General features: G+C 65.5%; 26 protein-coding genes and 1 riboswitch. Of the genes, 4 read left to right on the forward strand and 22 right to left on the reverse strand.

Features of this window, described 5'->3' with window-relative positions; genetic code table 11:
* Positions 1–4: 4 nt before the first annotated feature.
* From BMX36_RS08215 to BMX36_RS08225, 3 genes are all read right to left on the reverse strand, one after another.
* Positions 5–1,729 carry an ATP-binding cassette domain-containing protein gene (locus BMX36_RS08215; protein WP_093064408.1) on the reverse strand — a complete coding sequence of 575 codons (1,725 nt, stop codon included), beginning with the start codon at positions 1,727–1,729 and terminating at the stop codon, positions 5–7.
* A gap of 116 nt (positions 1,730–1,845) precedes the next feature.
* Complete coding sequence (locus BMX36_RS22300; protein ID WP_143058535.1) at positions 1,846–2,373, reverse strand: calcium-binding protein; 528 nt, start codon at positions 2,371–2,373, stop codon at positions 1,846–1,848.
* Positions 2,374–2,558: 185 nt separating this feature from the next.
* On the reverse strand, positions 2,559–4,253 hold the full coding sequence (locus BMX36_RS08225) for a type I secretion system permease/ATPase (RefSeq protein WP_218142145.1): 1,695 nt from the start codon (positions 4,251–4,253) through the stop codon (positions 2,559–2,561).
* A gap of 224 nt (positions 4,254–4,477) precedes the next feature.
* Here BMX36_RS08225 and welK point away from each other — a divergent pair, with 224 nt between their 5' ends.
* Positions 4,478–5,608 (forward strand): beta-1,4-glucuronosyltransferase WelK, encoded by a 1,131-nt coding sequence (gene welK / locus BMX36_RS08230; protein ID WP_256210697.1) that lies wholly within the window; start codon positions 4,478–4,480, stop codon positions 5,606–5,608.
* A gap of 670 nt (positions 5,609–6,278) precedes the next feature.
* On the opposite strand, the gene BMX36_RS08235 is transcribed toward welK, so the two are convergent.
* The 14 genes from BMX36_RS08235 to BMX36_RS08295 all read right to left on the reverse strand — a co-directional run bounded on the left by BMX36_RS08235 (position 6,279) and on the right by BMX36_RS08295 (position 16,019).
* Positions 6,279–6,968, reverse strand: a complete 690-nt coding sequence (locus tag BMX36_RS08235; RefSeq protein WP_256210698.1) for a DJ-1/PfpI family protein — start codon at positions 6,966–6,968, stop codon at positions 6,279–6,281.
* A gap of 20 nt (positions 6,969–6,988) precedes the next feature.
* A riboswitch (ZMP/ZTP riboswitch) is annotated at positions 6,989–7,066 on the reverse strand.
* 123 nt (positions 7,067–7,189) lie between these two features.
* Complete coding sequence (locus BMX36_RS08240) at positions 7,190–7,708, reverse strand: hypothetical protein (protein WP_093065392.1); 519 nt, start codon at positions 7,706–7,708, stop codon at positions 7,190–7,192.
* Positions 7,709–7,721: 13 nt separating this feature from the next.
* Positions 7,722–8,255, reverse strand: a complete 534-nt coding sequence (locus BMX36_RS08245) for a demethoxyubiquinone hydroxylase family protein (RefSeq protein ID WP_093064416.1) — start codon at positions 8,253–8,255, stop codon at positions 7,722–7,724.
* Positions 8,252–8,734 carry a disulfide bond formation protein B gene (locus BMX36_RS08250; RefSeq protein ID WP_066776882.1) on the reverse strand — a complete coding sequence of 161 codons (483 nt, stop codon included), beginning with the start codon at positions 8,732–8,734 and terminating at the stop codon, positions 8,252–8,254. Before BMX36_RS08250 ends, BMX36_RS08245 begins: the two co-directional genes overlap by 4 nt.
* Positions 8,731–10,080: a S41 family peptidase gene (locus BMX36_RS08255; protein ID WP_093065394.1), complete on the reverse strand. Its 1,350-nt coding sequence runs from the start codon at positions 10,078–10,080 to the stop codon at positions 8,731–8,733. Before BMX36_RS08255 ends, BMX36_RS08250 begins: the two co-directional genes overlap by 4 nt.
* A gap of 138 nt (positions 10,081–10,218) precedes the next feature.
* Entirely contained in the window at positions 10,219–11,349 is a 1,131-nt protein-coding gene (locus BMX36_RS08260; RefSeq protein WP_256210699.1) for a murein hydrolase activator EnvC family protein, read from the reverse strand.
* 27 nt (positions 11,350–11,376) lie between these two features.
* Positions 11,377–11,799: a 23S rRNA (pseudouridine(1915)-N(3))-methyltransferase RlmH gene (locus tag BMX36_RS08265; protein WP_093065398.1), complete on the reverse strand. Its 423-nt coding sequence runs from the start codon at positions 11,797–11,799 to the stop codon at positions 11,377–11,379.
* A 1-nt stretch (position 11,800) separates the two neighbouring features.
* A complete protein-coding gene (gene rsfS / locus BMX36_RS08270; protein WP_371262833.1) occupies positions 11,801–12,202 on the reverse strand; it encodes a ribosome silencing factor in 402 nt (133 codons plus the stop codon).
* Complete coding sequence (locus tag BMX36_RS08275) at positions 12,199–12,834, reverse strand: nicotinate-nucleotide adenylyltransferase (RefSeq protein WP_093064418.1); 636 nt, start codon at positions 12,832–12,834, stop codon at positions 12,199–12,201. Before BMX36_RS08275 ends, rsfS begins: the two co-directional genes overlap by 4 nt.
* A gap of 85 nt (positions 12,835–12,919) precedes the next feature.
* Positions 12,920–13,099, reverse strand: coding sequence for a hypothetical protein (locus tag BMX36_RS08280; protein WP_093064420.1), 180 nt, complete (start codon positions 13,097–13,099; stop codon positions 12,920–12,922).
* 182 nt (positions 13,100–13,281) lie between these two features.
* Positions 13,282–14,655, reverse strand: a complete 1,374-nt coding sequence (locus BMX36_RS08285; protein ID WP_093064423.1) for a glutamate--cysteine ligase — start codon at positions 14,653–14,655, stop codon at positions 13,282–13,284.
* Positions 14,656–14,712: 57 nt separating this feature from the next.
* On the reverse strand, positions 14,713–15,447 hold the full coding sequence (locus tag BMX36_RS08290) for a 16S rRNA (uracil(1498)-N(3))-methyltransferase (RefSeq protein ID WP_093064425.1): 735 nt from the start codon (positions 15,445–15,447) through the stop codon (positions 14,713–14,715).
* Positions 15,444–15,620 carry a hypothetical protein gene (locus BMX36_RS21665; protein ID WP_177179058.1) on the reverse strand — a complete coding sequence of 59 codons (177 nt, stop codon included), beginning with the start codon at positions 15,618–15,620 and terminating at the stop codon, positions 15,444–15,446. The genes BMX36_RS08290 and BMX36_RS21665 overlap by 4 nt, the downstream gene beginning before the upstream one ends.
* Positions 15,621–16,019 carry a DUF2147 domain-containing protein gene (locus BMX36_RS08295; protein WP_177179059.1) on the reverse strand — a complete coding sequence of 133 codons (399 nt, stop codon included), beginning with the start codon at positions 16,017–16,019 and terminating at the stop codon, positions 15,621–15,623.
* A gap of 142 nt (positions 16,020–16,161) precedes the next feature.
* Here BMX36_RS08295 and ubiA point away from each other — a divergent pair, with 142 nt between their 5' ends.
* The 3 genes from ubiA (at position 16,162) to BMX36_RS08310 (ending at position 19,293) form a co-directional block, all read left to right on the forward strand.
* Positions 16,162–17,076 (forward strand): 4-hydroxybenzoate octaprenyltransferase, encoded by a 915-nt coding sequence (ubiA, locus tag BMX36_RS08300; protein WP_093064427.1) that lies wholly within the window; start codon positions 16,162–16,164, stop codon positions 17,074–17,076.
* An 89-nt stretch (positions 17,077–17,165) separates the two neighbouring features.
* On the forward strand, positions 17,166–18,512 hold the full coding sequence (locus BMX36_RS08305; RefSeq protein WP_093064429.1) for a TldD/PmbA family protein: 1,347 nt from the start codon (positions 17,166–17,168) through the stop codon (positions 18,510–18,512).
* Positions 18,505–19,293, forward strand: coding sequence for a 3'(2'),5'-bisphosphate nucleotidase CysQ (locus BMX36_RS08310; protein WP_093064431.1), 789 nt, complete (start codon positions 18,505–18,507; stop codon positions 19,291–19,293). The genes BMX36_RS08305 and BMX36_RS08310 overlap by 8 nt, the downstream gene beginning before the upstream one ends.
* A gap of 32 nt (positions 19,294–19,325) precedes the next feature.
* On the opposite strand, the gene BMX36_RS08315 is transcribed toward BMX36_RS08310, so the two are convergent.
* From BMX36_RS08315 to tkt, 5 genes are all read right to left on the reverse strand, one after another.
* Positions 19,326–20,072 carry an HAD-IIB family hydrolase gene (locus BMX36_RS08315; RefSeq protein ID WP_093064433.1) on the reverse strand — a complete coding sequence of 249 codons (747 nt, stop codon included), beginning with the start codon at positions 20,070–20,072 and terminating at the stop codon, positions 19,326–19,328.
* Entirely contained in the window at positions 20,069–20,869 is an 801-nt protein-coding gene (locus BMX36_RS08320) for a Cof-type HAD-IIB family hydrolase (RefSeq protein ID WP_371262834.1), read from the reverse strand. The genes BMX36_RS08315 and BMX36_RS08320 overlap by 4 nt, the downstream gene beginning before the upstream one ends.
* Before the next feature lie 10 nt (positions 20,870–20,879).
* A complete protein-coding gene (gene gnd, locus BMX36_RS08325; protein WP_256210700.1) occupies positions 20,880–21,923 on the reverse strand; it encodes a phosphogluconate dehydrogenase (NAD(+)-dependent, decarboxylating) in 1,044 nt (347 codons plus the stop codon).
* A 76-nt stretch (positions 21,924–21,999) separates the two neighbouring features.
* Positions 22,000–23,109 carry a transaldolase gene (gene tal, locus BMX36_RS08330; RefSeq protein WP_093064439.1) on the reverse strand — a complete coding sequence of 370 codons (1,110 nt, stop codon included), beginning with the start codon at positions 23,107–23,109 and terminating at the stop codon, positions 22,000–22,002.
* A gap of 120 nt (positions 23,110–23,229) precedes the next feature.
* On the reverse strand, positions 23,230–25,296 hold the full coding sequence (tkt, locus tag BMX36_RS08335; RefSeq protein WP_093064441.1) for a transketolase: 2,067 nt from the start codon (positions 25,294–25,296) through the stop codon (positions 23,230–23,232).
* Positions 25,297–25,444: the final 148 nt, after the last annotated feature.

Here is a 25,444-nt window from a genome sequence, read left to right on the forward strand (position 1 = left end):
GCCATCACTCCACCAGCGGCGCATCGGCCAGCGTTTCCCGGGGCTCGGCAAAGACTGACACGCTCGCCAGGCGTTCCGCCTCGCGCCGCTGTCGCTCGACCATCTTTCCGCGCACCTCTTCCGTCGTGCCAAATTCGAGCACGCCGCCATGCCGCAAAACAAGAACGTGGCTGGCACTATCGATGATCGACGCCGCATCTCCCGTAACGATCGTCACGGCGCCTCGCGCCCGCAGGCGGGCGAGGCAGCGGCGCAGTGCGAGATGGCCGTCATTGTCCTGAAAAGAGGCTGGATTATCCAGCAACACGAGAAAGGGCTCGCCAAACAGCGCGCGCGCCCAAGCGATCCGTTGCTGCAGCGACAGCGCCAGCGGCAGCGCCCCCGGCTCAGCGATCATCGTGTCATAACCATCGGGCAAGCGGACGATATCGTCATGCACGCCGGCCACCTGCGCCGCGCGGATGATGGCCTCGCCAGGTTCGGACCCGAAGCCCGAGATGTTCTGCGCGACGGTGCCCCGCAGCAATCCGGGAAGCTGCGGGAGATAGCCAACATGCTGGCGCAGCGCAGCGCGGTCCCACTGGTTCAACGCCGCACCGTCCAGCCGGACATCGCCGGACGCATTGGGGATCTGACCGACTAGCGCTTCCAACAGCGTCGACTTCCCGCCTGCCGCCGGCCCGATCACCGCCACCACATCGCCGGCCGTGGCATTGAACGTCACGTCTTGAAGCGTCAGTCGCCGCGTTCCGGCTACCGGCACGGTAAGGCCGCTCACATCAAGCTCTCGCGCCGGTCGGGGCAACGCGACCATGGCGGTGGCGGCATTGGGTTCCGCCTCCGCCGCGAGCAAAACCTTCCACTCCGGCGCTGCGAACATCAAGGTCGGAAGATGAGCCGCGAGGCGACGCAGCGGCTGAAAGACAAGACACGTCATCAGCAATGTGACGGCAAGCCCGCCGATGCTCGCGGCGTCGCTGGCAACGATTGACGTTGCCGCCGCCGCCGAACCGGCGAGGGAGAAGCCGGCCAGAAGATTGATGGCGCCAAGCGCCCGTCCCTCCGCCGCAGCAGTCTCGGCATCTGACAGCGCGACCGTGCGTCGGTGGGAGCTCGCGACCGCCATCGCCCGCTCGTACAATCCGAGCTGCCCGAGATGTCGGCGATTGGTCGACACGATCAACGCCGCGCCATCGCGCGTACGGCGAGCCACATCGAGCCGGCCGAAGCGTCTGACGGCATTCGCCTCGATCGACAGGATGGCTAGGCCGAGAACAGCTCCGACCAGCGGGATTGCCGCTATCCAGCCGCCGATCAGGGCCAGGCCGCCGATCACGAGCGGGATTGCCGCAGCATCGACGAAAGCCGCCGCGCCGCCGCGGAGGAGAGCCTCGCGCAGAGCATCCTGCTCAATGTGGTTCAGTCGTTCTCCGGCCGCGTCACAGGCCGCGGCCAAGGCCGCGAGCGCCTGTCGTCTTGTCTGCAAGACATACGCGTGACCAATCACGAGCACGCCTGCCATGGCCGCCAGCCCCGCCAACGTCTCTCCGCTCCTTCCAGGAAGCGCGACGTCCAGCAGCAGCATCACGTACAGACAATAGCCTGCCAGGATCACCCACATCGCCAGGGTAAGCAGGGCCACCGACATGGCGGCGGTTCGGCCTGACGCGCGAACGGTCTGGCTGCTCCGGGCGCTTCCGGTCAGGACGGGCTTCAGCAGCCGCGACATGCATGATCCTTCGCTATCCCGCGCCTCAAGATCGGGCTTGGTCGCGGGCTGTGACAATGCGAAGAGGGACGCCACACAAATGCAGCGCCCCTCCCGCCGGGGGACCTGATTGTGACTTAAACGGGCGAGAGCTCGCTCACGAAGGCGTTGTAACCCTGGCTGATGCGGATGGTCTGCGTACACCCAGCGCCATTGTCGAAGCTGATCATCAGGAGATCCGCCCCGACGTTGCCGGTGAAGGTGATGCGCCCTCCCGAGGCCTCACATGCGGCGGCAAGCCCGGCAAAGCTGGAGATGATCGCCGAGTCACCAGCGGCAAAGCCGTTCAGGCCAGCCGCGTCCGTGCCGAAAAGGCCATTGTACTTGCCGAAGACGAGCAGGTCGCCATCAGCGAAGTTCAGATCGTAGATCGCGTCTACATCCGTCGGATCTGTCAGACTGCCGATCTGGTCGCCAAAGAACCGGAACTGATCGCCACCAGCGCCGCCCCAAAGCTTGTCTTCGCCCGCGCCGCCGATCAGAATGTCAGCGGTTTTACCACCACGAAGAACGTCATTGCCGTCCCCACAGGTGACCATTGATCCGGAAACGGATGCCCGCAGATCATCGTCTGTAGCATCGTTTCCAGCGACATAATCCACCATGTTACCCTCCTGAACCATTAACGTGAACGGCCTTCCCGCTCGAGGACGCGGCACCTACCGAGTCTTCAACAACACTACGCCGTTGAGTTAAATGCCGACCAGAGAGGGACGTATCGATAACGGACGCAACACTTCGTCAATTACGCTTCCTGACGTTTTCTGGGACGATATTTGATGTATGTTCCCTATTTTGCTTGTGTTCCTTGGAGAATACTGTCCGGCTGCGGACCGTAGGATAGGGCTCGTCCATCCCGCAGCGTCAGAACATTGTCCACCGCCACCAGAACGGAGGGTCGGTGTGCCACCAGCACCACGATGGCCCCTCGCGCTTTGACGGAGCGGATCGCTTGGATCAGCGCTGCCTCACCGACCGAATCCAGGTTCGCATTGGGCTCGTCGAGGAGGATCAGGAACGGGTCGCCATAAAGCGCGCGGGCGAGCGCAATTCGCTGCCGCTGCCCTCCTGACAGTCTCCTGCCGTCGATCCCGACCTCCGTATTGTAACCGTCGGGTAGCGCCTGGATCATGTCTCCAACGCCAGCCTGCTCGGCGGCAGCGATGATCCGCTCCGGGGTGCTGGACGGATCGAAGCGGGCGATGTTCTGGGCGATGGTCCCGGGAAGGAGCTCCACGCTCTGGGGAAGATAGCCGATACCGCGGCCAAGCACTTGGCGCGGCCATTGGGACATCATCGCCCCGTCCAGCCGCACCGCGCCGCTGAGCGGCGGGAGGCTTCCCGCCAGCCCGCGCAATAGCGTCGACTTGCCCGAGCCGCTCGGCCCCAGGATCGCTACGGCTTCACCGGCATAGGCGAGAAAGCTGATGCTCCACACCAGCGGCTTGTCGCTGCCAGGCGGCGCTAGGGTCAGGGCTTCGGCGGAAAGCGACTGCGATGGCGGGGGCAGCATCTGGACAGGCTGCCGTTCTCCATCGAACGCCATGATGTCGCCCAGTCGCCGCCAGCTCTGGCGGGCAGCGACAAAGCCGCGCCAGTTCGCGATGGTCGCCTCGATCGGCGCCAGCGCGCGCGAGGACAGGATCGAGCTGGCGAAAATGACGCCGCCGCTCGCCTCTCCACTCAGCACCAGCAACGCGCCGACGGTCAGCACGCCTGATTGCAGGAAGAGGCGGAACATCCGGCTGGCGGTGACCAGAGCGCTGGCCTTGCCGCTCATCGTCACCTGCGCGTCGCGATAGGCTCCGTTGGCCTCGCGCCAGATGCCTTGCAATTGCCCCTGCATTCCCATGGCGTGGATCGCCTCGGCATGACGGCGGCTGGTATCAATGGCTTGCTGGCGATTCCGGTTCAGCCGGACAAGCTCCGCCATGGTTGCCTGGGTGGCGCGTTCAGACAGCAGCGTCAGCGCGATCAGCACCCCCGCCCCCAGCAGCACCGTTGCCCCTAGCCATGGATGCAGCAGGAACAGCACGCCAACGAAGAACAGCACCCATGGCAGGTCGACCAGTGCGACGGGTCCCGGCCCGCCCAAAAAGCCGCGAACCTGATCGATGTCCCGGATCGGTTGTCCCGGATCCTGCGCCGGATAAAGCCGGGCCAGCGTGACCACCACGTCGTGCGCCTTTGCTTCCAGCTGCAGGTCCACGCTGCTCGCCAGATGGATCAGCAATTGCCCGCGCAAGGCATCGAGCAGGCCCTGGAACACGTAAGCCGCGATGACCATCAGCAGCAGCCCGATCAGCGTCGGTATGCTTCTGCCGGGGATAACGAAGTCGTAGACCAGCATCATGTAAAGCGAACCGGCAAGCAGCAACACGTTCAGAAATGCGCTGACGATCCCTATGCCCAGAAAGGTCCGGCGTAGCAGCGGCATGATTGGCGCGAGTCGATGATCGGAACCGCCGGCGAAGTTGCTCTTCATCATGTTTCGCCGAAATCCGCAGCAAGGTTCACGTGCACACTGATTGCGCTTGCACCAGTGATAAACGCCCGGAACGGATCTCCGGGCAAGATACGCTGCCAGCAGTGCCGCCATTTCGGACACTTCTATTCACATCCAGGCAACCGAAGGCGCTATGCCGTTACGGCAATGATCGCCGACGAACGAAGCAGGTTCGCGCGATACTTCGGGGGAGTAAAGTCACCGTGCTTCGTCTGCTCACATCTATTGGTGATATTGCACCCTGGGCCTCCACCCTGCATCGCCGTGATGGCGACGGCGATCGCAGGGGTTTGCGACTTGCCTTGTGCGCGTCAGGCGGCGGTCATGTTCGGCAGCTACTGGATCTCGAGGATGTTTGGCGCCCGCACGACTTCTTCTTTGTCACGGAAGATCTTGCGCTTGGCCGCTCCATCGCCGATCAATATTCGACACACTTTGTTTCCCATTATGCTCTCGGCCAGGCACGTCTTGGCGCCCCCTTTCGGATGCTGCTGGCCGCCATCCGAAATCTCCTTCAGTCGTTCCTGATCGTCATGCGCCAGCGGCCGGATGTGGTTCTGACGACCGGCGCTGGCTCCATGTTCTTTGTTCTGCTTTTCGCGCGACTGGCGGGCGCGAAGGTCGTCCTTGTCGACAGCTTTGCCCGTTTCCGGGCGCCCTCCGCCTTTGCGCGTATCGCCGGTCCGCTGGCCCATGTGCGCGTGTCGCAATCGGCCGCCGCTGCCGATCAATGGAAGGCGACCAAGACGTTCGACCCGCTTCATGTGCTGACTGGCGAGCGGCCCGTAAAAGAGCCTCTGGTCTTCGCCACCGTCGGAGCGACCCTTCCTTTCGACCGGCTGGTGCGCATGGTGGAAGATGCCAAGCGCGAGGGCGTCCTGCCGGAGCGGGTCATCCTCCAGATCGGCGAGTCAGCCTATGAGCCGCGCGGCGTCGAGGAGGTACACGCCTCCATTCCGTTCGGTGAGGTGAAGGACATTTTGCACCGGGCTGACATCGTCGTCTGCCACGGCGGAACGGGGTCGTTGATCACGGCGCTGCAAAACGGTTGCCGGGTCGTTGCCGTGCCTCGCCTGTTCGACCTTGGCGAACATTATGACGACCACCAATTGGAGGTCACTTCCGCCTTTGCGGAGCGCGGGCTTCTCGCCGTGGTGGATCAGGATCAGGATTTCGCCACGGCGCTCGCCAAGGTTCGTGCAACCACGCCGGTGATGGCGACGACAGAGCCGGCTGCCCTTCGCGAATATCTGGGCGGCCTTCTCGCGCGCTGGTCACCGCGACCCCGGCGCTCTGCCGACGCGGTGTTCAGTTCCGAGGTGCAGCGTAGCTAGTCAGAGCGCCCACGGCTGCGCTTTTCGCGCGCCACAGCGAGCGCGCGGCTGCAACCGAGTCCGATCCCAAGCCCTCCAATCGCCCTTGCGCCAGGCGGGTAAGGCCGAATGCGGCCACCGCCACCGGAAGTATGCAAGCTGCGCCTATTGTTACCACCGGAACGGTAACCAGAGCAGACAATGGGCGCTGACGAGCGGGCGCTGCCAGACGCGCAAGGTCCTTCATCAGGCCGGTGCTTGCTTGCTGTTCCATCAAGTCCACCGATGAGCGAATGCCCGCCGTCGCGCAACATCGTAGTTTCACAGGGGAGCTTTGTGACGGTTCGGTGATGATTTCGTTCCTGAGCTCTCCCCGACGAGGGCGAAACCTTTGCACGGCCCACTCCTTCATGCCGGACGTGCCGGCCTCCAAAGCGCCGCAGACCTCAGTACTGGCGTTTTTGGGATAATGGACTTTAGCATGAGCCCTTGCTGAGCAACGCGGCAGGCGACCTGTGGTGACGTGAAAGCATTCACAAAGGCTCCACAAGAAGGCTTCAGAGAGACGCACTCCCCTAGATTGCCCCCGACAATCGCCAGAGCTGTAAATCGGGTGACGGTCCACCCCGCGAGGAGCGCCCCAGACTACGCCGCCGCGCCGCCGCCCTCGCGCCGCAGACGCCGCTCCACACTATGCGCCGAAAAAGCCTCGCCGCACCGCCAGCGACCGCAACTCCTCTTCGCGCCCGGGTGCCAGCTTCGCCATGCGCTCCTGAAAACCTGCCACGATCGCCTCCCCCGCCCGGTCAGGTGTTCCTGCGTCAAACGGCGGCGCCGGATCATATTCTAGGCTCAGCTGAACGGCCTGGGCATGCGTCTCCCCCCGGATCAGCGCGGTGAGCGAAAGCGCGAAATCGATTCCGGCCGTCACGCCGGCGCCGGTTACCCGGTTGCGATCGATCACTACCCGCTCCGCCACCGGAGTCGCGCCGAACAGGGGAAGCATGTCCCGCCACGCCCAATGCGATGTGGCGCGATATCCCTGCAGCAGTCCCGCTGCACCAAGGATTAGCGACCCTGTACAGACGCTGGTCACCCAATCGGCGTCGGCGCCGATCTGCTTCACCCAATTCATCGCGTCGTCATCCGCGATGACAGCGTTCACCTCGATACCGCCGGGAACGCAGAGGATATCGGCTGATTGAACCGTATCGAATGTTGCCGTCGGCACGATGGCGAAGCCGGCATCCGTCATCACCGGATCGATCGTGCGCCAGACAAGATCCAGTCTAGCGTCACCGCCTAGGCGGGCCAGCACCTGAGCCGGTCCGGTCAGGTCAAGCTGGGTGATCGAGGGAAACAGCAGGAATGCAATGCGCATCGGGCCTCTCCTTGCCGGAAGTGACATGCCCAGGCGCGCGGCAGCAAGGCCGTGCTCCCCTGCGGTGCTCCGCATTTGCGCCAGTCACACGGCCCGCCGCCAGAATAAGCGTGTGGGACCGCTCTGATCAATAGCCCGGTTGGGCGGAACTGCCTGCCTACTCCGCAGCTCCCCCGTTCGCGACGCACGGCGTTGCCAACTCGTCCGCCGCGTGGCGCCGATCAATAGGGGCTGAGGTCGGGTGTGGCCGCCTTGTCGCGCGCCTGCGATTCGGTCTTTGCCCGCCGGGCATTCTGCACGAAGCACCCCGTGCCGCCGCCGGCTCCAACGGTCGTACAGGTGCCGATACCGACATTCCCGACATCCTGGTTGCCCTTCTCACGCGCCGCCCAGCTTTCGTTCTCGGGCGTGATCTCCAGCGTCCGCACTTCCTTGGGAATACGAAACTGCTCCTGGGCACTGCGCCGCTGGCACACGACGATCTCTTCGCCGTTGCTATTCGTGGGGCAGCGTTCATTCCCGTAGAGTACCACCACGCCATTCACTGGAGCGTTGCGGGAAGTTTCGGCCGAAATCGTCTGACGGCTGGAGCGCGGCGCACCCGGCAGCGCCACCGGCTTCGACGGGGGTGGCAGGATCACGACCTTGGACGGGGGCACCACCGCCTGACTCGCTTCCTGCGCCGAAAGGGGAGCCGCCATGGCCAGCATGGCGAGCACCGATGATCCGATCAATCGCATGCGGTTCATCCTCTCAGATCCGCTTGGCCGTCGCGATCGCAACCCGACAGCCAAGCCGGATCGCCGCCGACAGCAGCGGATAGGCCGGCGCATCCTCCGCGCCGCTGGCAAGCGCCGTATCGCGATGTTCCAGCTCCTCGGCCTGGAATTCGGCGATTGCGGCACTGAGTTCAGGCTCTTCCGCGCCAAGCTCCACCAGCTGATCGGCGTAGTGCTTGTCGATCTCCGTTTCGACAGCGGCGGTGCAGGCCATCGCTGCCTCCGGCCCGATCGCTGCGGTAACGGCGCCCAGCGCAAATCCGGCCACGTCCCAGAAGGGCTGGAGCAAGGTGGGCCGCACGCCGCGTTCTGCCATCAGGCGATCGAAATATTGGCGATGCCGCTCTTCCTGCAGCGCCATGCCGGCGATCTCGCGTGCCAGCGGTGATCGGTGTCCCATGATGGCAAGCTGGCCGGCATAGATGCGCGTGGCCCCATATTCGCCTGCCTGATCGACGCGGATCATGGACTTGGTGTCATGGCGGCGGTCGCCCGGTTTCCAGTTCATCGCACCCTTCCGATCAGCCACAGGATCGCCGCCGCGCCGCCCAGCGACAGGATCGCGTTATACCCGGCCAGAGAAACGCCCAGCAAAGTCCATTGTGCCGCATCGCACCGGATGACGGGCGCCGCGAGCAACCGCCGGAGCATCTCGTCGGTCGATACGCCATCGCCGGTCGCCATGGTGGAGCAGGCGGTGATGCCCTGCCACCAATGATATTCGACGCCGGCGTGGAACACGCCGATCAGGCCGGAGACGGCGATCAACGCCGCCGCCACGATGATCATCGTCACCTTGCTGGATCGGCCCGGCACGATGAAGGCGAAGCCAGCGGCCAGCACCGCGGCATAATGCGGCCAGCGTTGCCAATGGCACATCTCGCACGGCACCAGGCCGCCGATCAGTTGCGATCCCCAGGCTCCGGCGAGTAGCAGCAATGGCAGCAGCAGCGCGATGAACCGCGCGCGTGATTGGGTCGAGCTCACTTGGCGGCAAGATCCTTCTTCATCGATGCCGTCACCGCCGCCACCTGCGTCGGCCCACCCAGTCGGGCGACCGTCTTCAGCGCATACCAGAGCTGGAAGTCGTCGATGCCGTCCTTTTCCAGCGACTCCGCCGTGGCGGCGAAGCGCGGATCATCCTTGGTATCCTCTTCAAGGATGCGGTCGTCGGCCTTCACTTCGTTGATCAGATGGCGCCGCAGGTCCGCCTCGCGGAACACCGGGCGGGACTTGTAATCGGGATCGCTGATCTGCGGCACGGCGAGATCGGGCTCAATACCGCCTTCCTGCACCGATCGGCCCGATGGCGTGTAGTAACGCGCGGTGGTCAGCCGCAGCGCGGTGGTCGGCCCGAGCTGGAGCAGCGTCTGCACCGATCCCTTGCCGAAGGTGCGCTCGCCCATCACGAGCCCGCGGTGATGATCCTGGATCGCGCCGGCAACGATTTCGGAAGCGGATGCGGTGCCGCTGTCGGTCAGCACGATGATCGGCAGACCATGCGCCATGTCGCCGGGCTTGGCGTAATAACGCTCGACGTCGCCCTTTTCGCGGCCGCGCTGCGAAACGACCTCGCCGCTTTCTAGGAACACGTCCGCCACTTCGATCGCCTGAGTCAGCAGGCCGCCGCCGTTGGAGCGCAGATCCACCACATAGCCGAGCGGCCGATGGCCCAGCGACTTTTCAATCGCGATCATCGCCGCGCGCGTGTCGGCACCGGTCGTTTCGGAGAAGGTGTTGATGTTGACGTAGCCGACGTCGCCCTTCACCTCCCATTTCACCGGCCGCTGCACGATCAGCTCGCGTACCAGCGAAAGCTCGATCGGCTTGTCGCGGCCCGGCCGCACGATGGTGATGTTCAGCTTCGATCCCGGCTTGCCGCGCATCTGCGCCACCGCCTCGTCCAGCGTGCCGCCGTAGATTAGCTTGCCATTTATGTGAGTGATATAGTCGCCGGTCTTCACCCCGGCCCGCCATGCCGGCGAATCCTCCTGCGGCGCGATCACCTTCACCGCGCCATCCTCCAGCGAGACGGTCAGGCCCAGCCCGCCGTAATTGCCCTCCGTCTGGATGCGCAGATTCTCGAAGTCGGATGCGTCGACATAGCCGGAATGCGGATCGAGCGCCGCCAGCATGCCGTCGATCGCGCCCTTGATCAGCTGCTCGTCGGTCACCCGGTCGACATAGTCCGCCTTGACGCGATTATACACGTCCATGAAGCGTTCCATCTCGCGATAGGCGCTGGCGTCCACGGCGGCCATTGCGCCGGTGGTAAGCGGCGCCAGCGCGAGCGTCGCGGCCAGAGCAGTGGCGGATAGCAGCGGAAACTTCATGTGGGTCACGTCCTCGGGCGAACCGGATTGATCGCCTTTAGCGGCTTTCGCGTGGCCGATCAAAGCGCAGGCGACGTGAACGGGGGCTGAGCGGGCAAGATCCATCTGTCGCCTCCCGAATTTGAGGCGAAAACACGGTCACCCGATTAGCGCCGTCATGTCGATAGGCCGGCCCTGTCGCCGCAATTCGACCGTCACCAGCGGCTCGCCGTCCACCGGCGCCCGCCCGACCGGCTCGCCCGCCGCCACATAGGCACCGCGCTTCACGAGTGCCTGGCCGATGCCGGTGACCACGCTGTTCCAGCCCTGCCCATGGTCGATGATGACGATCGTTCGATAGTTGCGGAACGGCCGCGAAAGGATCACCCGGCCCGCCGCCGGCGCCATTACGGTCGCTCCGCTCCCCACGGCGAAGGTCAGCCCGCGCGATCGCACGCCATTGTCGGACACCTCACCAAAGCCCGTCACCAACCGCCCGCCAACCGGCAGACGATAGGCCGGCGCGCGCGCTTCCGGAGCGATGATAGAACGCGGCGGTCCGGGCAGCGCGACCAGCTCTTCCAGCGTCGCTTGAGTCTGACCGATCGCCGCCATACGGTCGATGATATCGCGCGCTTCCTCGCCCAGCGCGATCGCACGGTCGGATTGCGCCAGCGCGTCGCGGTTGAGCTGCACCGCCGCACTCGCATGGCGCGCGCGCACCGCCGCCAGCGCGCGGCGTTCGGTCACGAGATCGCGCCGGCTCTGTTCCAGCCCGCTCGCCGCCTGCGCCGCCGCCGTCCGCAACTGCCGGCTTTGGACCAGCTCCTCCCGCAGCCCGGCCGTTTCGCGCCGGATCGCGGGCAAGGTGCTGCCCAGCACCGCACGAATATGGACCAGATCCCTCACCGACCCCGGCTGGACGATCGCCGCCGCGACCGGCCGGCGTGCCAATGAGGATAGCGCCGCCACCAGCCGTGCGACAGGCGCCTGTCGTTCACCCAATGCGGCACGCTGCCGCTGCAGCAGTTCCTCCACGATGGCGACGCGCGCCCGCGCCGCGGCGACGGTTGCCTCCGCCCGGTCGATCCGCGCGCCCACGGCGGCTTCCTCCGCCTGCGCCTTGCCCACTGCGTCACGTTCGGCCTCGGCCTGCCGCTGAAGATCGGACGCGCGCGCGGCGGCCTGCACCGCCTCCGCCTTGGCCGCCTTCAGCCGCGACCGCTCGATCGACAGCGCGTCGGGCGCCGTCGTCGCGCTGGCGAGCAGCATCGCCGCGCCCGTGAGCATCGCTGTCCGCCCCACCCGCATCGCGGATCAGCCTTCGCGATGATAGGGGTGATTGGCAAGGATGGAGGTGGCGCGGAACAATTGTTCCGCCAGCATGGCGCGCGCCATCATATGCGGCCAGGTCGCCCGGCCGAACGACAGCAGCAGGTCCGCGCCCGCCCGCTCGGCATCGTCAAAGCCATCGGCAGCGCCGATCATGAAGCGCGCCTCGCGCACGCCATCATCGCGCCACCGCTCCATTATGCGGGCGAATTCCACCGAGGACAGCACCTTGCCGGTCTCGTCCAGCATGATGCGCCGCGTCGCGGGCGCGATCTCCGGCATCTTGCCGCCGCGATCGGGCAATTCGGTCACGCGGGTCGGCCAGGCAATCCGCTTAAGATAGCGGTCCACCAGTTCGGCTTCGGGCGAACGACCGATCCGCCCGCGCGCCACGATATGCAGGATCAGATCAGGCGTTCCCGGGGGACGGCACGGCCGGCGCGTCACCGAACGACCACATGCGCTCCAAATTGTAGAAGGAGCGGACTTCGGGTCGGAACAGGTGGACGATCACGTCGCCGGCGTCGATCAGCACCCAGTCGGCGGTCGGCAGACCCTCGATCCGCGGCGACTTGCCCGTCTCGCCCTTGATCTTCTCGGCCAGCTTCTGCGCCATGGAGGCGACCTGCCGGGTCGATCGACCGCTGGCGATCACCATGTGATCGGCGATCGATGACTTTCCCGCGAGCGGGATCGAGATGGTGTCGGCGGCCTGGTCATCGTCCAGACTGTCGAGGACAAGCTTATGCAATGCGGCGACGCTGTCAGCGTCGGTCGATCGATAGGCGTTGGCGGAAGCGGGCAAGTTCACTCCTGGGTGAAAGGTCTGGCTGCTGATATGGGAAGCGCATGGCGCTCATGCCAGGCAGGATCTGCGGCGCGAAGCTGCGTCGCGGATGTCGGGTCAGGGCGGAAACGTAACAGCACCAGGGCTGGAACACTCCACTCAGTCCAGTTCTTCGCCTGGCGTGCGGGCCTCTGGAAGCGCCGCAGCCAACCCATCGCGGGTGCCGCGCGGGCAGCAGCATCATAGCCTGGACGCGCGATCACCGCAATCGGAACCGTACGGGCGATCCGTCGCCACGCGCGCCAGCGGTGAAACTGGCCCAGATTGTCCGCGCCCATCACCCACAGGAAACGATGCCGGGGATAGCGGCGCACCAGCGCGGCCAACGTGTCCACGGTGTAACGCGTGCCGAGCCGCGATTCGATGTCGGTCGGCCGAATTCGGGCGGCGCGCGCGATGCGGCGGGCCGAGGCGAGTCGCGAAGCCAGCGGCGCCATGCCCGCGGCGGGCTTCAGCGGATTGCCCGGCGACACCAGCCACCACATTTCGTCGAGATCCAGCGCCTCGATCGCCGCCAAGCTGATCCCGCGATGCCCCTTGTGCGCCGGGTTGAACGAACCGCCGAGCAGGCCGATGCGATGCGGGCGGCGGCTCATGGGCGAAGCCCTCGCCACGCTTCGTCATCCCGAACGTGATCCGGGGTCCGATTCTCCGCAGGCGCTGCCGCTCGCGCCGCCTGCATCACCGTTCGAGGCACCATGGATCCCGGATCAAGTCCGGGATGACGGAGGAGGCAAGGCCCTCCTCCACCCGGTCTCGCCACGTAGCGGATCGTACGCCTGGGAAACTCTGCTCCATATAGACCTGCAACAGGTTGAAGAATCCGCCAAGCAGGCCGATGCGATACGGGCGGCGGCTCATGGGCGCCCCCCTCGCCAAACTTCGTCATCCCGGACTTGATCCGGGATCCAATTCTCCGCAAGCGCTGCCGCTCGCGCCTCCTGCCCCACCGCTCGGGGCGCCTTGGATACCGGATCAAGTCCGGCTGCGGAGAAGGCAAGGCCACGCTCCAACCGCTTTCGCCACGTAGCGGCTTGTCGACTTCAGAAACTCTGCTCCGCATATACCCGCGACAGATCGCCGCCCCAGGCGCCGTTGTAACGATCAAGCAACTGCTCCGCCGGTACCTTGCCCAGCCTCACGATCTCGCGCAGCGGATCGAGGAAGCCGGTCTCGTCGTCGCCGGCGCCATTGACCCGCGCGCGCGCCGCCAGGCCGCGGCCGGCAATATCCAGCACCTCGCCCGCGATATCGCGCAGCGTGCCGCGCCCCGGCACCGGCGCATCAAGGCCCAGCCGGGGCGCAGCGTCACGTAGCGCCTGACGCTCGTCGATCGTCCAATGCTTCACAAGGTCCCACGCTGCATCCAGCGCACCCTGATCATAGAGCAGCCCCACCCAAAAGGCCGGCAGCGCGCAGATGCGGTTCCACGGCCCACCGTCCGCGCCGCGCATCTCCAGGAATGTCTTGAGCCGCACTTCGGGGAAGGCGGTGGAAAGGTGATCGTTCCAGTCGTCCAGCGTCGGCAGCTCGCCCGGCAGGACCGACAGTTCGCCCTTCAGGAAATCGCGGAAGCTGAGCCCCGCGGCATCAATGTACCGCCCGTCGCGGTAAACGAAGTACATCGGCACATCGAGCATATAGTCGGCATAGCGTTCGTACCCGAAGCCATCCTCGAACACGAATGGCAGCATTCCCGTGCGCGCCGGATCAGTGTCCGACCAGATGTGGCTGCGATAGCTGAGGAAGCCGTTCGGCTTGCCTTCGGTGAAGGGCGAATTGGCGAACAGCGCCGTCGCCAGCGGCTGCAGCGCCAGGCCAACGCGGAACTTCTGCGCCATGTCCGCCTCGCTGGCATAATCCAGGTTCACCTGGATCGTGCAGGTGCGCAGCATCATGTCGAGGCCCATGCTGCCGACCCGCGGCATATGGCGCAGCATGATGGCGTAGCGGCCCTTGGGCATGATCGGCAGCTCGCTCCGCGCCTTGTCCGGCCACATGCCAAGGCCCAGAAAGCCGATGCCCAGCTTCTCGCCCGCGGCCTTCACCTGATCGAGGTGGCGTCCCGTTTCCGCACAGGTCTGATGCAGATTGTCGAGCGGCGCACCCGAAAGCTCGAACTGCCCCGCTGGCTCCAGGCTGACCGAGCCGTCCGCGCCGGTCAGCGCGATCAGGTTGCCGCCCTCTTCTACCGGCTTCCAGCCATGCTGCTGCAATTCGATCAGTAACGCGCGAATACCGCCCGGCTCGCCCCAGCTCGGCGCATGATGATCGGCGCGGGAATACACGAACTTCTCGTGCTCGGTGCCGATCCGCCAGCGTTCCTTCGGCTTCTCGCCTCGCGCGAAACTGGCAATCAGCTGCTCACGCGACTCGATGACAGGCGAGTTGCTGTCCGAAACGGTTTTCGTCGTCATGGCGCGCCCTTAATGGGGGATTGCTGGCGGGGCTAGATGCTGTGGAGCAGCGCCGGATCACCAGTCGCCGGCGTTCGCCATCCAGATCGCGACAGCCGCGGCCGCGGCGGTATCCGCCCGCAGGATGCGCGGCCCCAGCCCCATGCCAACGGCCTGCGGCAGCGCGCGAATGGCCGCGCGCTCGCCATCGTCGAAGCCACCTTCCGGGCCGATCAGGATCGCCGCCGGGCCAGGCTTCATCACCTCGCGCGCCGGCGTGCCGCCAAGCTCGTCTGCGAAGTAAAGCACGCGGTCGCCCGACCAGTCCCGCAGCAATGCCGAAAGCTTCACCGGCTCCGCCACCTGCGGCAGGGCGGTACGCCCGCATTGCTCCGCCGCCTCGATCATATGAGCGCGCAGCCGCTCCACCTTGGGACGATCCACCACCGTCCGATGCGTGATGACGGGAACAAGGCGTGCCACGCCCAGTTCGCACGCTTTCTCCGCCATCCAATCGACGCGTCCTTTTTTCAGCGGCGCGGCGACCAGCCACAGGTCGGGCACCGCTTCGCGCTCCGCTAGCTTTTCCGTGACGTCCACCGTCACATCGCGCCGGCCCGCCTGCGCGACCGTCGCCAGCCATTCGCCCGAGACATCGTCGAACAGGCGCACCGGATCGCCCGCCTTCACCCGCATCACACCGGCCAGGTAATGCGCCTGTGGTCCGTCGATGCGCAGCGGCCCCGCGACCAGCGGCTCCTCCACGAACAGGCGGGGTGTCGAGCGGGGCGGCCAGGCGGGAGTGGCGATCATGGGCGTGGGCCTTTACGCCGCCCGCGCGCGATCAGCCAGCGCGCGATGAGAAACAGGATCAACCCGAAAAACGCGATCAGCAGCACGATCCCCGTCACCACCCCCGCTACGCGGAGGATGGCGTAGAAGAGCGCCTCCACGAAGCGGCCGATGGCGACGGACAGGTGGATCATTCAGCGCACACGTCGCCACGTCTGCGATTTGCACCCGAAGTTCGCGAAGAGGCACCCGGTGCCGACGATCGTGTTGCGGTCGACCTGCTCGATCGTGCCGTCGAACGTCTGCCCGATATCAGGTACATAGACCTGACCGTACCACAGCCCGTCCTCGCCCTCGCGGAAATCATGGAACAACTGCGTGCCGACAAGCTGGTCCGTCCCGCCGGCTGCGGCATCCGCCCTCGCCTTCGCGCTTGCCTGTGTCACCGTGCCGCAAAGCCCTCGGCCGCAGCGGGCCACCTTGATCCGCACGCTGTCCGCCGCGTTACGCCACAGTCCCTCCCACCCGCCGGTGCGCTGGGCGCTGGCGGGTACGGCGATGAGCATGATGGCGGCAGGGACAAGAAGGCGCATTGCTGACATGGTCCTTGCTGAACTCCCCTGGCGTGAAATGCTTCCACGTCGGGCGTACGTGCTTCGCGCCCAGAACGGCCTTGTCGATTGGCCATAGCAAAGCGCTGTGGCGAAACCACGGCAGCGACGGTACGCAGGCCGGGTGACGCCCGCTCCCGATATCACGCCCGACAGCGAACACCGTGGCCTTGTCGCCGCTTTGCCCGCCAGCATCCGCCCGTTCGCCTTGCTTGCTCGCTTCGATCGACCGATCGGCTGGTGGCTGCTGTTCTGGCCCGGTGCCTGGGCGGTCGCCTTGGCGGGCAGCGCCGTGGAGCGCTGGACCTTGATCATCTGGTTGCTGGTCGGCAGCATCGCCATGCGCGGTGCGGGGTGCGTCTATAACGACATCGTCGATCGCGATCTTGATGCCAGTGTCGCGCGCACCCGCTCGCGCCCGATCGCCTCGGGCGCAGTGTCGGTGAAAGCCGCCTGGCTCTGGCTGCTCGTCCTGTGCCTCATCGGCCTTATCGTCCTGCTCCAGCTTCGCCTCGATACCGCCATCCTCGCGATCGCAAGCCTCGCGCTGGTCGCCGCCTATCCGTTCATGAAGCGCATCACGTGGTGGCCGCAGGCGTGGCTCGGCCTCGTCTTCTCCTGGGCCGCACTGGTCGGCTGGCTGGAAAGCTGGGGCACGCTCACGGCGGCCGGCCTGCTTCTCTATGGCGGTACGATCTTCTGGGTCATCGGCTATGATACGATTTATGCGTTGCAGGATCGGGAGGATGATGCGCTGATCGGCGTGCGCTCCTCCGCCCTGCGCATGGGCCGCCATGTCCGCGGCGGCACATTCATCTGCTATGCGCTCGCGCTGTTGCTCTGGGCCGCCGCCTTCTGGCTGCACCGCCCCGATCCACTGGTCTGGCTCGCGCTCCTCCCGATGGCGCTCCATCTTGTCTGGCAAGTTGCCACGCTGCGGCCGGATGACGGCGCCGGCGCCCTCGCCCGCTTTCGCGCCAACCGCTTTGCCGGGCTGCTGATGTTCCTCGGCTGCGTGGTCGTGGGAACGCCTTTGTAAGGATCTGGCCGAAAGCGGCCGATTTTCTCCGCAGCCAGGCCGAAAGTTGCACACTAGCAACCGGAGCATCCGCCCCCTAAGTCGTTTCCATGCTGACCCCGACCCAGGCGCAGGATCGCGCCGCAGATATCGTCGCTCGCGCCAAGAAGGCCGGCGTCGACGCCGCAGATGCCGTTTTCGCCGCTGACGCTTCCACCGAAATCTCCGTCCGCTTGGGCAAGCTGGAGGATGTGGGCCGCTCCGAAAGCGAGGATCTGGGCCTGCGCGTATTCATTGGCCAGCGTTCGGCCAGCGTCTCCACGTCCGATCTTTCTTCCGAGGCGCTGGACGCCCTGGTCGAGCGCGCCGTCGCCATGGCGCGTGAGGCGCCGGAGGATCAATGGGCCGGGCTCGCGCCGCAGGACCGGTTGATGCACGGCGCCCCGCCGCTGCTGGATCTCGACGATGGCGGCGAAGTGGCGCCGGCCGACCTGCGCGAGGCTGCGATGGCAGCCGAGGAGGCGGCCCGCGCCGTCCGCGGTGTCACCAACAGCGAGGGCGGCGGCGCCAGCGCCTCCCGCAGCGTGTGGGCGCTCGCCACCAGTCACGGGTTCAGCGGCGCTTATTCGGCCACCGGCTATGGCATATCCGCCAGCGTGATCGCGGGTGAAGGCAGCGGGATGCAGCGCGATTACGGCTTCCATTCCGCGCGCCATCGCAATCGGCTGGATGCGCCGGATGCGGTCGGCACCCTGGCAGGCGAGCGCGCGGTCGCGCGGCTCAATCCCGCCCGCATGGAAAGCGCAGCGCTGCCGGTGGTGTTCGATCCGCGCGTCGGCGCCGGGCTCCTCGGTCATCTTACCGGAGCGATATCGGGTCAGGCGATCACGCGGCGCACCTCCTTCCTGCTCGATTCGCTCGGCAGCGCGGTCTTCGCGAGCGGCATCACCATCTCCGATGATCCGCACCGCCCACACGGGCTTCGCTCCCGCCCCTTCGATGGCGAGGGCCTGCCCGTTTCGCCCTGCGCCGTGGTGGAGGATGGCGTGTTGCAGACGTGGTTGCTCGACAGCGCCTCTGCCCGCCAGCTTGGCATGGCACCGACGGGCCATGCCGCGCGCGGCGTGGGCGGCGCGCCGGGTGTCAGCACCAGCAATTTCTACATGCACCCCGGCCATGTTCCGGTGGCGACCCTGATCGGAGACATCGCACGCGGGGTGTATGTCACTGAACTGATCGGCCAGGGCGTGAACGGTGTCACGGGCGATTACAGCCGAGGCGCCGCCGGCTTCCTGATCGAGAATGGCGAAATCACAGCGCCGATTGCCGAGTTCACGATCGCCGGTAATCTCAGGGACATGTTCGCTAATCTGACCCCGGCGAACGATCTCGAGTTCCGCTATGGCACGAACGTGCCAACGGTTCGGATCGATGGGATGACCGTCGCCGGTGGATGATCTGGCGAACTCGGTCGCGAAGATCGCGCGCGAGGCGGGGCAACTCGCCATGGCGCGCTTTCGCACCGATTTCGCTCGTTGGGAAAAGGTGCCGGGAAGCCCGGTGTGCGAGGTTGATCTCGCCGTCGACCAGATGCTGCGGCAGCGCCTGTCCGCGCTCCTGCCCGATGCCGGCTGGCTTTCGGAGGAAACGGCCGACAATCCTGAGCGACTGTCACGCCATCGCATCTGGGTGGTCGACCCGATCGACGGCACGCGCGACTATATTCGTGGACGCGCTGGCTGGGCAGTATCGGTCGCGCTGGTCGAAGATGGTCGCCCCGTCATCGGCGTTCTCGATGCGCCCGTACGCGATGAGGTGTGGCAAGCCGCTGCCGGTCACGGCGCGACGCTCAACGGGCGGCCACTCATCGCCAGTCAACGCGATGCCTTCGCCGGCGCCCGCGTTCCCACGGACGCGCTGCCCAAAGCCGACCGGGATCTGACCATGGTCGAAAAGCCAAACTCCATCGCGCTGCGCATGGCGATGGTGGCGGATAATCGCGCGGACCTTGTCGCTACGCTGCGCTGGGGCAATGAATGGGACATTGCGGCGGCCGCCCTGATCGCGATCGAAGCAGGCGGCGCCGTCACCGACGCGCTCGGCGCGCGCCTCGCCTTCAACAAGCCCGACCCCTGCGCCTTTGGCGTGATTACCAGCAGCCGCGGCATCCACCAGGCGGCGCTGGACCGGCTATCGGTCCGCGCCCGCGCGATCCTTGAGCCGGTGCCCGGCACCTGAGCCGGCGCGGGCGGCAGGCCCGCGCCGAGCCCTCATTTCTGGCAGGCCACCACCGTGGCGATCACGCTCAGCGTGTCCTGCGGATCGCGAACGCGCACGGTATCCAGCCCAAGCTCTTTTGCCGGATAGTCGTTTCCACCCGGGAAGATCGCGTCGCCGACGAACATCATGGCGTCCAGCGGAATGCCGCTCTCGTCGCGCAACCGCTTGAGGCCATAGGCCTTGTCCACGCCCTCCTGCGTGATGTCGATCGACGTTGCCCCGCCCATATTGATCGACAGGCCCGGCAGGCGCTTCTTGAGATCGGCCTGGATCACCTTGCGCTTCGCGAAATCGGGATCCCACACTTCCTTGGCATGGATCGGCGCCTGTTGGCCGAGCGCGGAAAAGGTGATCTGGCTGCCACGGTCCTCGATCCGTTCGCCCCAGGTCTGTTCGGGAACGAAGCCCGTGGCTTCCAGCGACTCGTCGAACGCCGTCAGGATCTGCTGCTTCTGCTCGTCGGAGAACAGTTCGGCATATACTGTGCCCCACTGGCCCTCGCGAAAGGTGTACAGCTTGGTGCCGGTCGTCGGCATCAGCCACAGGCGGGAGCGATCCGCGTGGTCGGGCAGCCGGCTGGCGACCTGCTTGTCGAACTGCGGCCAGTCCCCACCCGAAATTACCGCGACGTGCGCGACAGTCAGCAGATCGGCCAGTGCTTCGCCCATATCGGGCTGGATCGCCTGCTTGCTCTCGGCCAACGTACCATCGAGATCGAACGCCACCAGTTGCTTCACATCATTCTCCCCAAAATGAATTTGTCGATCGCATGAGCCACGCCGTCCGCATCGTTGGCGAGCGTCACATCCGCCGCCTGCGCCTTCACGTCGTCGGGCGCATTGTCCATGGCAATCGCCCGCCCGGCGCGCTCGAACATGGCAAGGTCGTTCGCCTGATCACCGATCGCGATCGTACGATCGAGCCGCACGCCAAGCGCATCGGCCAGCCGCGCGATTCCCTCTCCCTTGTTCGCCGTCGTTGCCGTTATATCGAGATAATAGGTCTGTGATTTGACGATCGTTGCTGCCCCGTCGTGCGCTGCCACGATCCGATCGCGCAGCGCATCGAGCACCGCCGGTTCATCGCAGACGAAGGTGATCTTGTCGGCACGGTCGAGCAGGTTGGAAAAGCCGCTGCAAATCCTGGGTTCCTGGTTGGACGCACGTCGCTCGCTCGGCACATGCGATCCCGTGTCCGATGTGGCGAACCATTGGTCGTCAGCGAAGACCCAGATGTCCACTGGCTCATTCTGCGCCAACGCCAGAGCACCGCGCGCGACCGCTTCGTCGACAAAATGGCGGCACAGGATCTCACCACCGCGGCGAAACACGAGGCCGCCGTTGAACGCGCCCATCGGCACGTCCAGCGACAGCTCCTCGGCGAGCGGCGCGAGCCCGGACATTGGCCGCGCGCTGATGATGGTGAAGCCGAAACCCGCCGCCTGCAGGCGCTGCACCGCCTGCAGCGTGCCGGGTGTCAGGCGTTTCTCTTTGTCGACCAGCGTGCCGTCGACGTCGCTGATAACCAGCGTCACGCAAGCGCGCTCATTGCGGGATCTCGACATGGCCGCCGAAGCCGTAGCGCATCGCCGACAGCAGCTTGTCCCCGAACATTTCGTCGATTCGGCTGCGATAGCGCGCGAACAGCGCCGTGGTGAGCACCGCCACGGGCGTCGCCTGCTCCATCGCCGCCTCGATCGTCCAGCGGCCTTCGCCGGAATCGGCGACCTTGCCGGAGAATTGCTCCAGCTGGCGGACCTGCGCCAGCGCAGACGCGGTGAGATCAAGCAACCAGGACGAGATCACCGAGCCTCGCCGCCACACTTCGGAAATCTCGGCGAGGTTGAAGTCAAACCTTTCGTCTTCCGGTAGATGCGGGACGTTGCGCCCCCACAGGACGTCGAAGCCTTCGGCATAGGCCTGCATCAGGCCATATTCGATGCCATTGTGCACCATCTTTACGAAATGGCCGGCCCCGGCGCGGCCAGCATGGATATAGCCCTTTTCCGCACGCGGATCGCATGCTTCGGATCGGTTGGGGGTGCGTCCCACGCTGCCGATGCCGGGTGCCAACGTGTCGAAGATCGGGTCCAGCAAGTCGACCGTCTCCTTGTCGCCCCCGATCATCATGCAATAGCCGCGCTCCAGCCCCCAGACGCCACCGGAAGTGCCCACATCGACATAGTGGACGCCCTTTTCGGCCAGCGACTTGGCGCGCCGCACATCGTCCTTCCAGAAGGTGTTGCCGCCATCGATGATGATATCGCCCTCGGCGCATTGCTGGCCGCACAGCACTTCGATCGTCTCCTCGGTCGGTGCGCCCGCGGGCAGCATGACCCAGTAGATCGCCGGCGCATCCAGCTTGCTCTTCATGTCGACCAGCGAATCGGCGCCGATCGCCCCCTCGCCCGCCAAATCCGTCACTGCATCGCTATTGCGGTCCCACACGACCACTTCATGGCCACCACGCATCAGCCGACGCGCGATGTTGCCGCCCATGCGGCCGAGGCCGATGATGCCGATCTTCATACTTTCAGGCTCCACGTGAAGTTGCCATCGGGGCTGATCCTGCCGAAAGGCGCGCCGCAAGCAACATGGCTCGTGGCACGCTCTTCGTCAGGTGAAAGGCGAACGGTGGAGGGCGGGCTTCCGTTCCGAAGCCAAATCAAGCGTCAGCGGGATGCTTTGCCTGAATGGAGCCGAGCAGATCGTCGAACGACTTGCTGAAGGAGGCCACACCCTCTTCGACCAGCCGCTCGGTTACGCCCGCAAGATCGAGCCCAAGCCGCTCGGCATCGGCCAGCACCTTGCGCGCACCCTCAACGTCCTGCGTCAGCGAGACGGCCGAGGTGCCGCGCTCGCGAAAGGCATCCATCGTCTTGGGCGGCATGGTATTCACCGTATCCGGCCCGATCAGCGTGTCGACATATAGCGTATCGGGATAGTCCGGGTTCTTCGTGCCGGTCGATGCCCAGAGCAGCCGCTGGGGCTGCGCACCCTTGGCCGCCAGCGCCTGCCAGCGATCCGAGGCGATGAAGTCCTGATACCAGGCGTAAGCGAGCTTGGCGTTGGCGATCGCCACCTTGCCCTTCAGCGCCTTGGCCTCCTCGCCGCCAGTGCCACCGTCGATCGCCTTGTCGATCTCATTGTCGATGCGGCTGATGAAGAAGCTGGCAACGCTGGCAATCTGGTCGACCGGCTCACCGCGCTCGACGCGCTGCTCCAGCCCCTCGACATAGGCCATCGCCACCGCCTCATAAGATTGCTGCGAGAACAGCAGCGTCACGTTGACGTTGATGCCCTTTGCAATGGTGGCCGCGATCGCGGGCACGCCGGCGGGCGTTCCCGGGATCTTGATCATCAGATTGGGGCGGTTAACCGCCTTCCACAGCTTCTCCGCCTCCGCGATCGTGCCGTCGGTGTCGTTCGCGAGATACGGCGAGACTTCCAGGCTGACATAACCGTCCTTGCCGTTCAGCCGGTCGTATACCGGCCGCAGCGTGTCGGCCGCCGCCTTGATGTCCTGAATGGCGAGATGCTCGTAGCGGTCCATCGCCGCCGCCGCCGGGTGCGCCTTGTCGAACGCGGCAAGCGTCGCGTCATACGCGGTGCCCTCGCCCATCGCCTTCTGGAAAATCGTAGGGTTGGAGGTGACGCCAGTCACGCCATCCTCGGCGACCAGCTTTTCCAGGCCGCCGTCCTCCAGGAACTTGCGATCGACGAAGTCGAGCCACACGGCCGTACCGAGGTTCGCGAGATCGTTGAGCTTGCCCATCTGTCCTGTCTCCGTCCGTTCGTGTCGAGCGAAGTCGAGACACGTTGGCGTATGATAACGCCGGCCCGTCCGATCCCGATCCTTGACTTCGCTCGGATCGGACGGGGGTGTCCTTAGCAGTTAGGCAGCCATCACCGACTTCGCCACCTTCACCACGTTATCGGCGGTGAAGCCGAACTTGTCGGCAAGCTTCGCAATCGGCGCGGAAGCGCCGAAGGTCGACATGGTGATCGTCTTACCGGCAAGTCCGACGTAGCGATCCCAGCCGATCTCGCCCGCCATCTCGATCGCAACACGCGCGGTAATTGCCTTGGGCAGCACGCTTTCCTTGTACGCGTCGCTCTGCTTCTCGTACCGGTACCAGCTCGGCATCGAGACAACGCGGCTCTTCACACCTTCCGCAACCAGCTTCTCATGCGCCTCAATCGCCAGGCCAACCTCACTGCCCGTAGCAAGCAGGATCACGTCGGGCGTGCCCCCATTCTCCATGGCGCTGTCAGCCAGGACATAGCCGCCCTGCTTCACGCCATCGGCACTGGCATATTTCGACCTGTCGAGCGTCGGCAGGGCCTGGCGCGACAGCACCAGTGCGGCAGGCTGCTTAGGCGTCTCGACGATTGCCCGCCATGCCGCCGCCACCTCGTTCGCATCGCCCGGACGGAACATGTCCAGCCCTGGGGTGGCGCGCATCATCGCCAGCATTTCGATCGGCTGGTGAGTCGGCCCGTCCTCGCCCACACCGATTGAATCGTGCGTGAAGATCCAGGTGGTGCCGAGCTCCATCAGCGCCGACAGGCGCACCGGCGGGCGCATATAGTCCAGGAAGACGAGGAAGGTGCTGCCATAGGAACGCAGCCCCGACAGCGCCATGCCGACCGCCACCGAGCCCATCGCGTGTTCGCGCACGCCGAAGTGGAAGTTGCGACCGGCGTAGTCGCTTGCAGAGAAGCTCGCCTCGCCCTTGATGTCGGTCTTGGTCGACGGCGCGAGATCGGCCGAACCGCCGATCAGCCACGGCATTGTCTTGGCGATGGCGTTCAGCACCTTGCCGCCGGCATCGCGGCTGGCGAGGCCCTTGGCATCTGCCTCGAAAGTCGGGATCTCCGCGTCCCAGCCATCGGGCAGCGTACCGTTGATGATGGCATCGACTTCCTTGGCCAGATCGGCATGGTCGGTGCGATACTTCTGAAGCGTCGCCTCCCACGCCTCGCGCAGCGGCACGCCGCGGCCGGCGACCGCCTGCTCGAACCGCTGTTGCACCCCCTCCGGCACGTAGAAGCTCTTGTCCGCCGGCCAACCATAGGCTTCCTTGGTCAGGCGAACGTTGTCTTCGCCCAGCGCTTCGCCATGCGCCTTCTCGCTGCCGGCCCGCGGCGAGCCCCAGCCGATCACCGACTTGACGATGATCAGCGTCGGCTTGTCACTGGTGGCGCGGAACTCTTCAAATGCCTTGGTCAGCGCCGCGACGTCGTTCGCGTCGTCCACATGGATGACGTGCCAGCCATAAGCCTCGAAGCGCTTTCCCACATCCTCGTCGAAAGCGAGATCGGTGTCGCCCTCGATCGAGATCTGGTTGCTGTCATAGATCCAGCACAGGTTCGACAGCTTCAGATGGCCAGCGAGGCTCGCGGCTTCCGAAGCGACGCCCTCCATCATGTCGCCGTCGCCGCACAGCGAATAGACGTCGTGATCGAACAGCGTGAAACCGGGCTTGTTGTAACGTGCCGCCATCCACCGCTCGGCGATCGCCATGCCGACCGAATTGCCGCAGCCCTGGCCAAGCGGGCCGGTAGTCGTCTCCACGCCGACCGTGTGGCTATATTCCGGGTGACCCGGCGTCTTGGAGCCGAGTTGGCGAAAGGCCTTGATATCGTCCAGACTGACGGCGGGCGCGCCGTCCGGCTGCTTTACGCCGGCTAGGTGCAGCAGCGAGTAAAGCAGCATGGAGGCATGACCGACCGACAGAACGAAGCGGTCGCGGTTCGGCCAGTTCGCCTGTGCCGGATCATAGCGCAGGAACTTGGTCCAGAGCGTGTGGCCGACCGGGGCCAGCGCCATCGGCGTTCCGGGATGGCCGGAATTTGCCGCCTGCACCGCATCCATCGACAGCGTACGGATCGTGTCGATCTCCAGGCGCTCTGGCGTGCCGTCCTCATGAACGTTCGCGGGATTGGCGGTGTCGGTCATCGGGGGCCTCGCTGATATGGGATCGAACGCCCGGGCGTGTGCCCGGTTGCCGAGTCGCGGCCCCTCTAGTCGCTCCATTCGCCGCGTTCCAGTCGCGCGACGATTCTACACTTCGTGCAGCGACCATACAGGTTCGTCGCGTCAGCTT

Source organism: Sphingomonas sp. OV641 (assembly GCF_900109205.1).
Lineage (GTDB): Bacteria > Pseudomonadota > Alphaproteobacteria > Sphingomonadales > Sphingomonadaceae > Sphingomonas.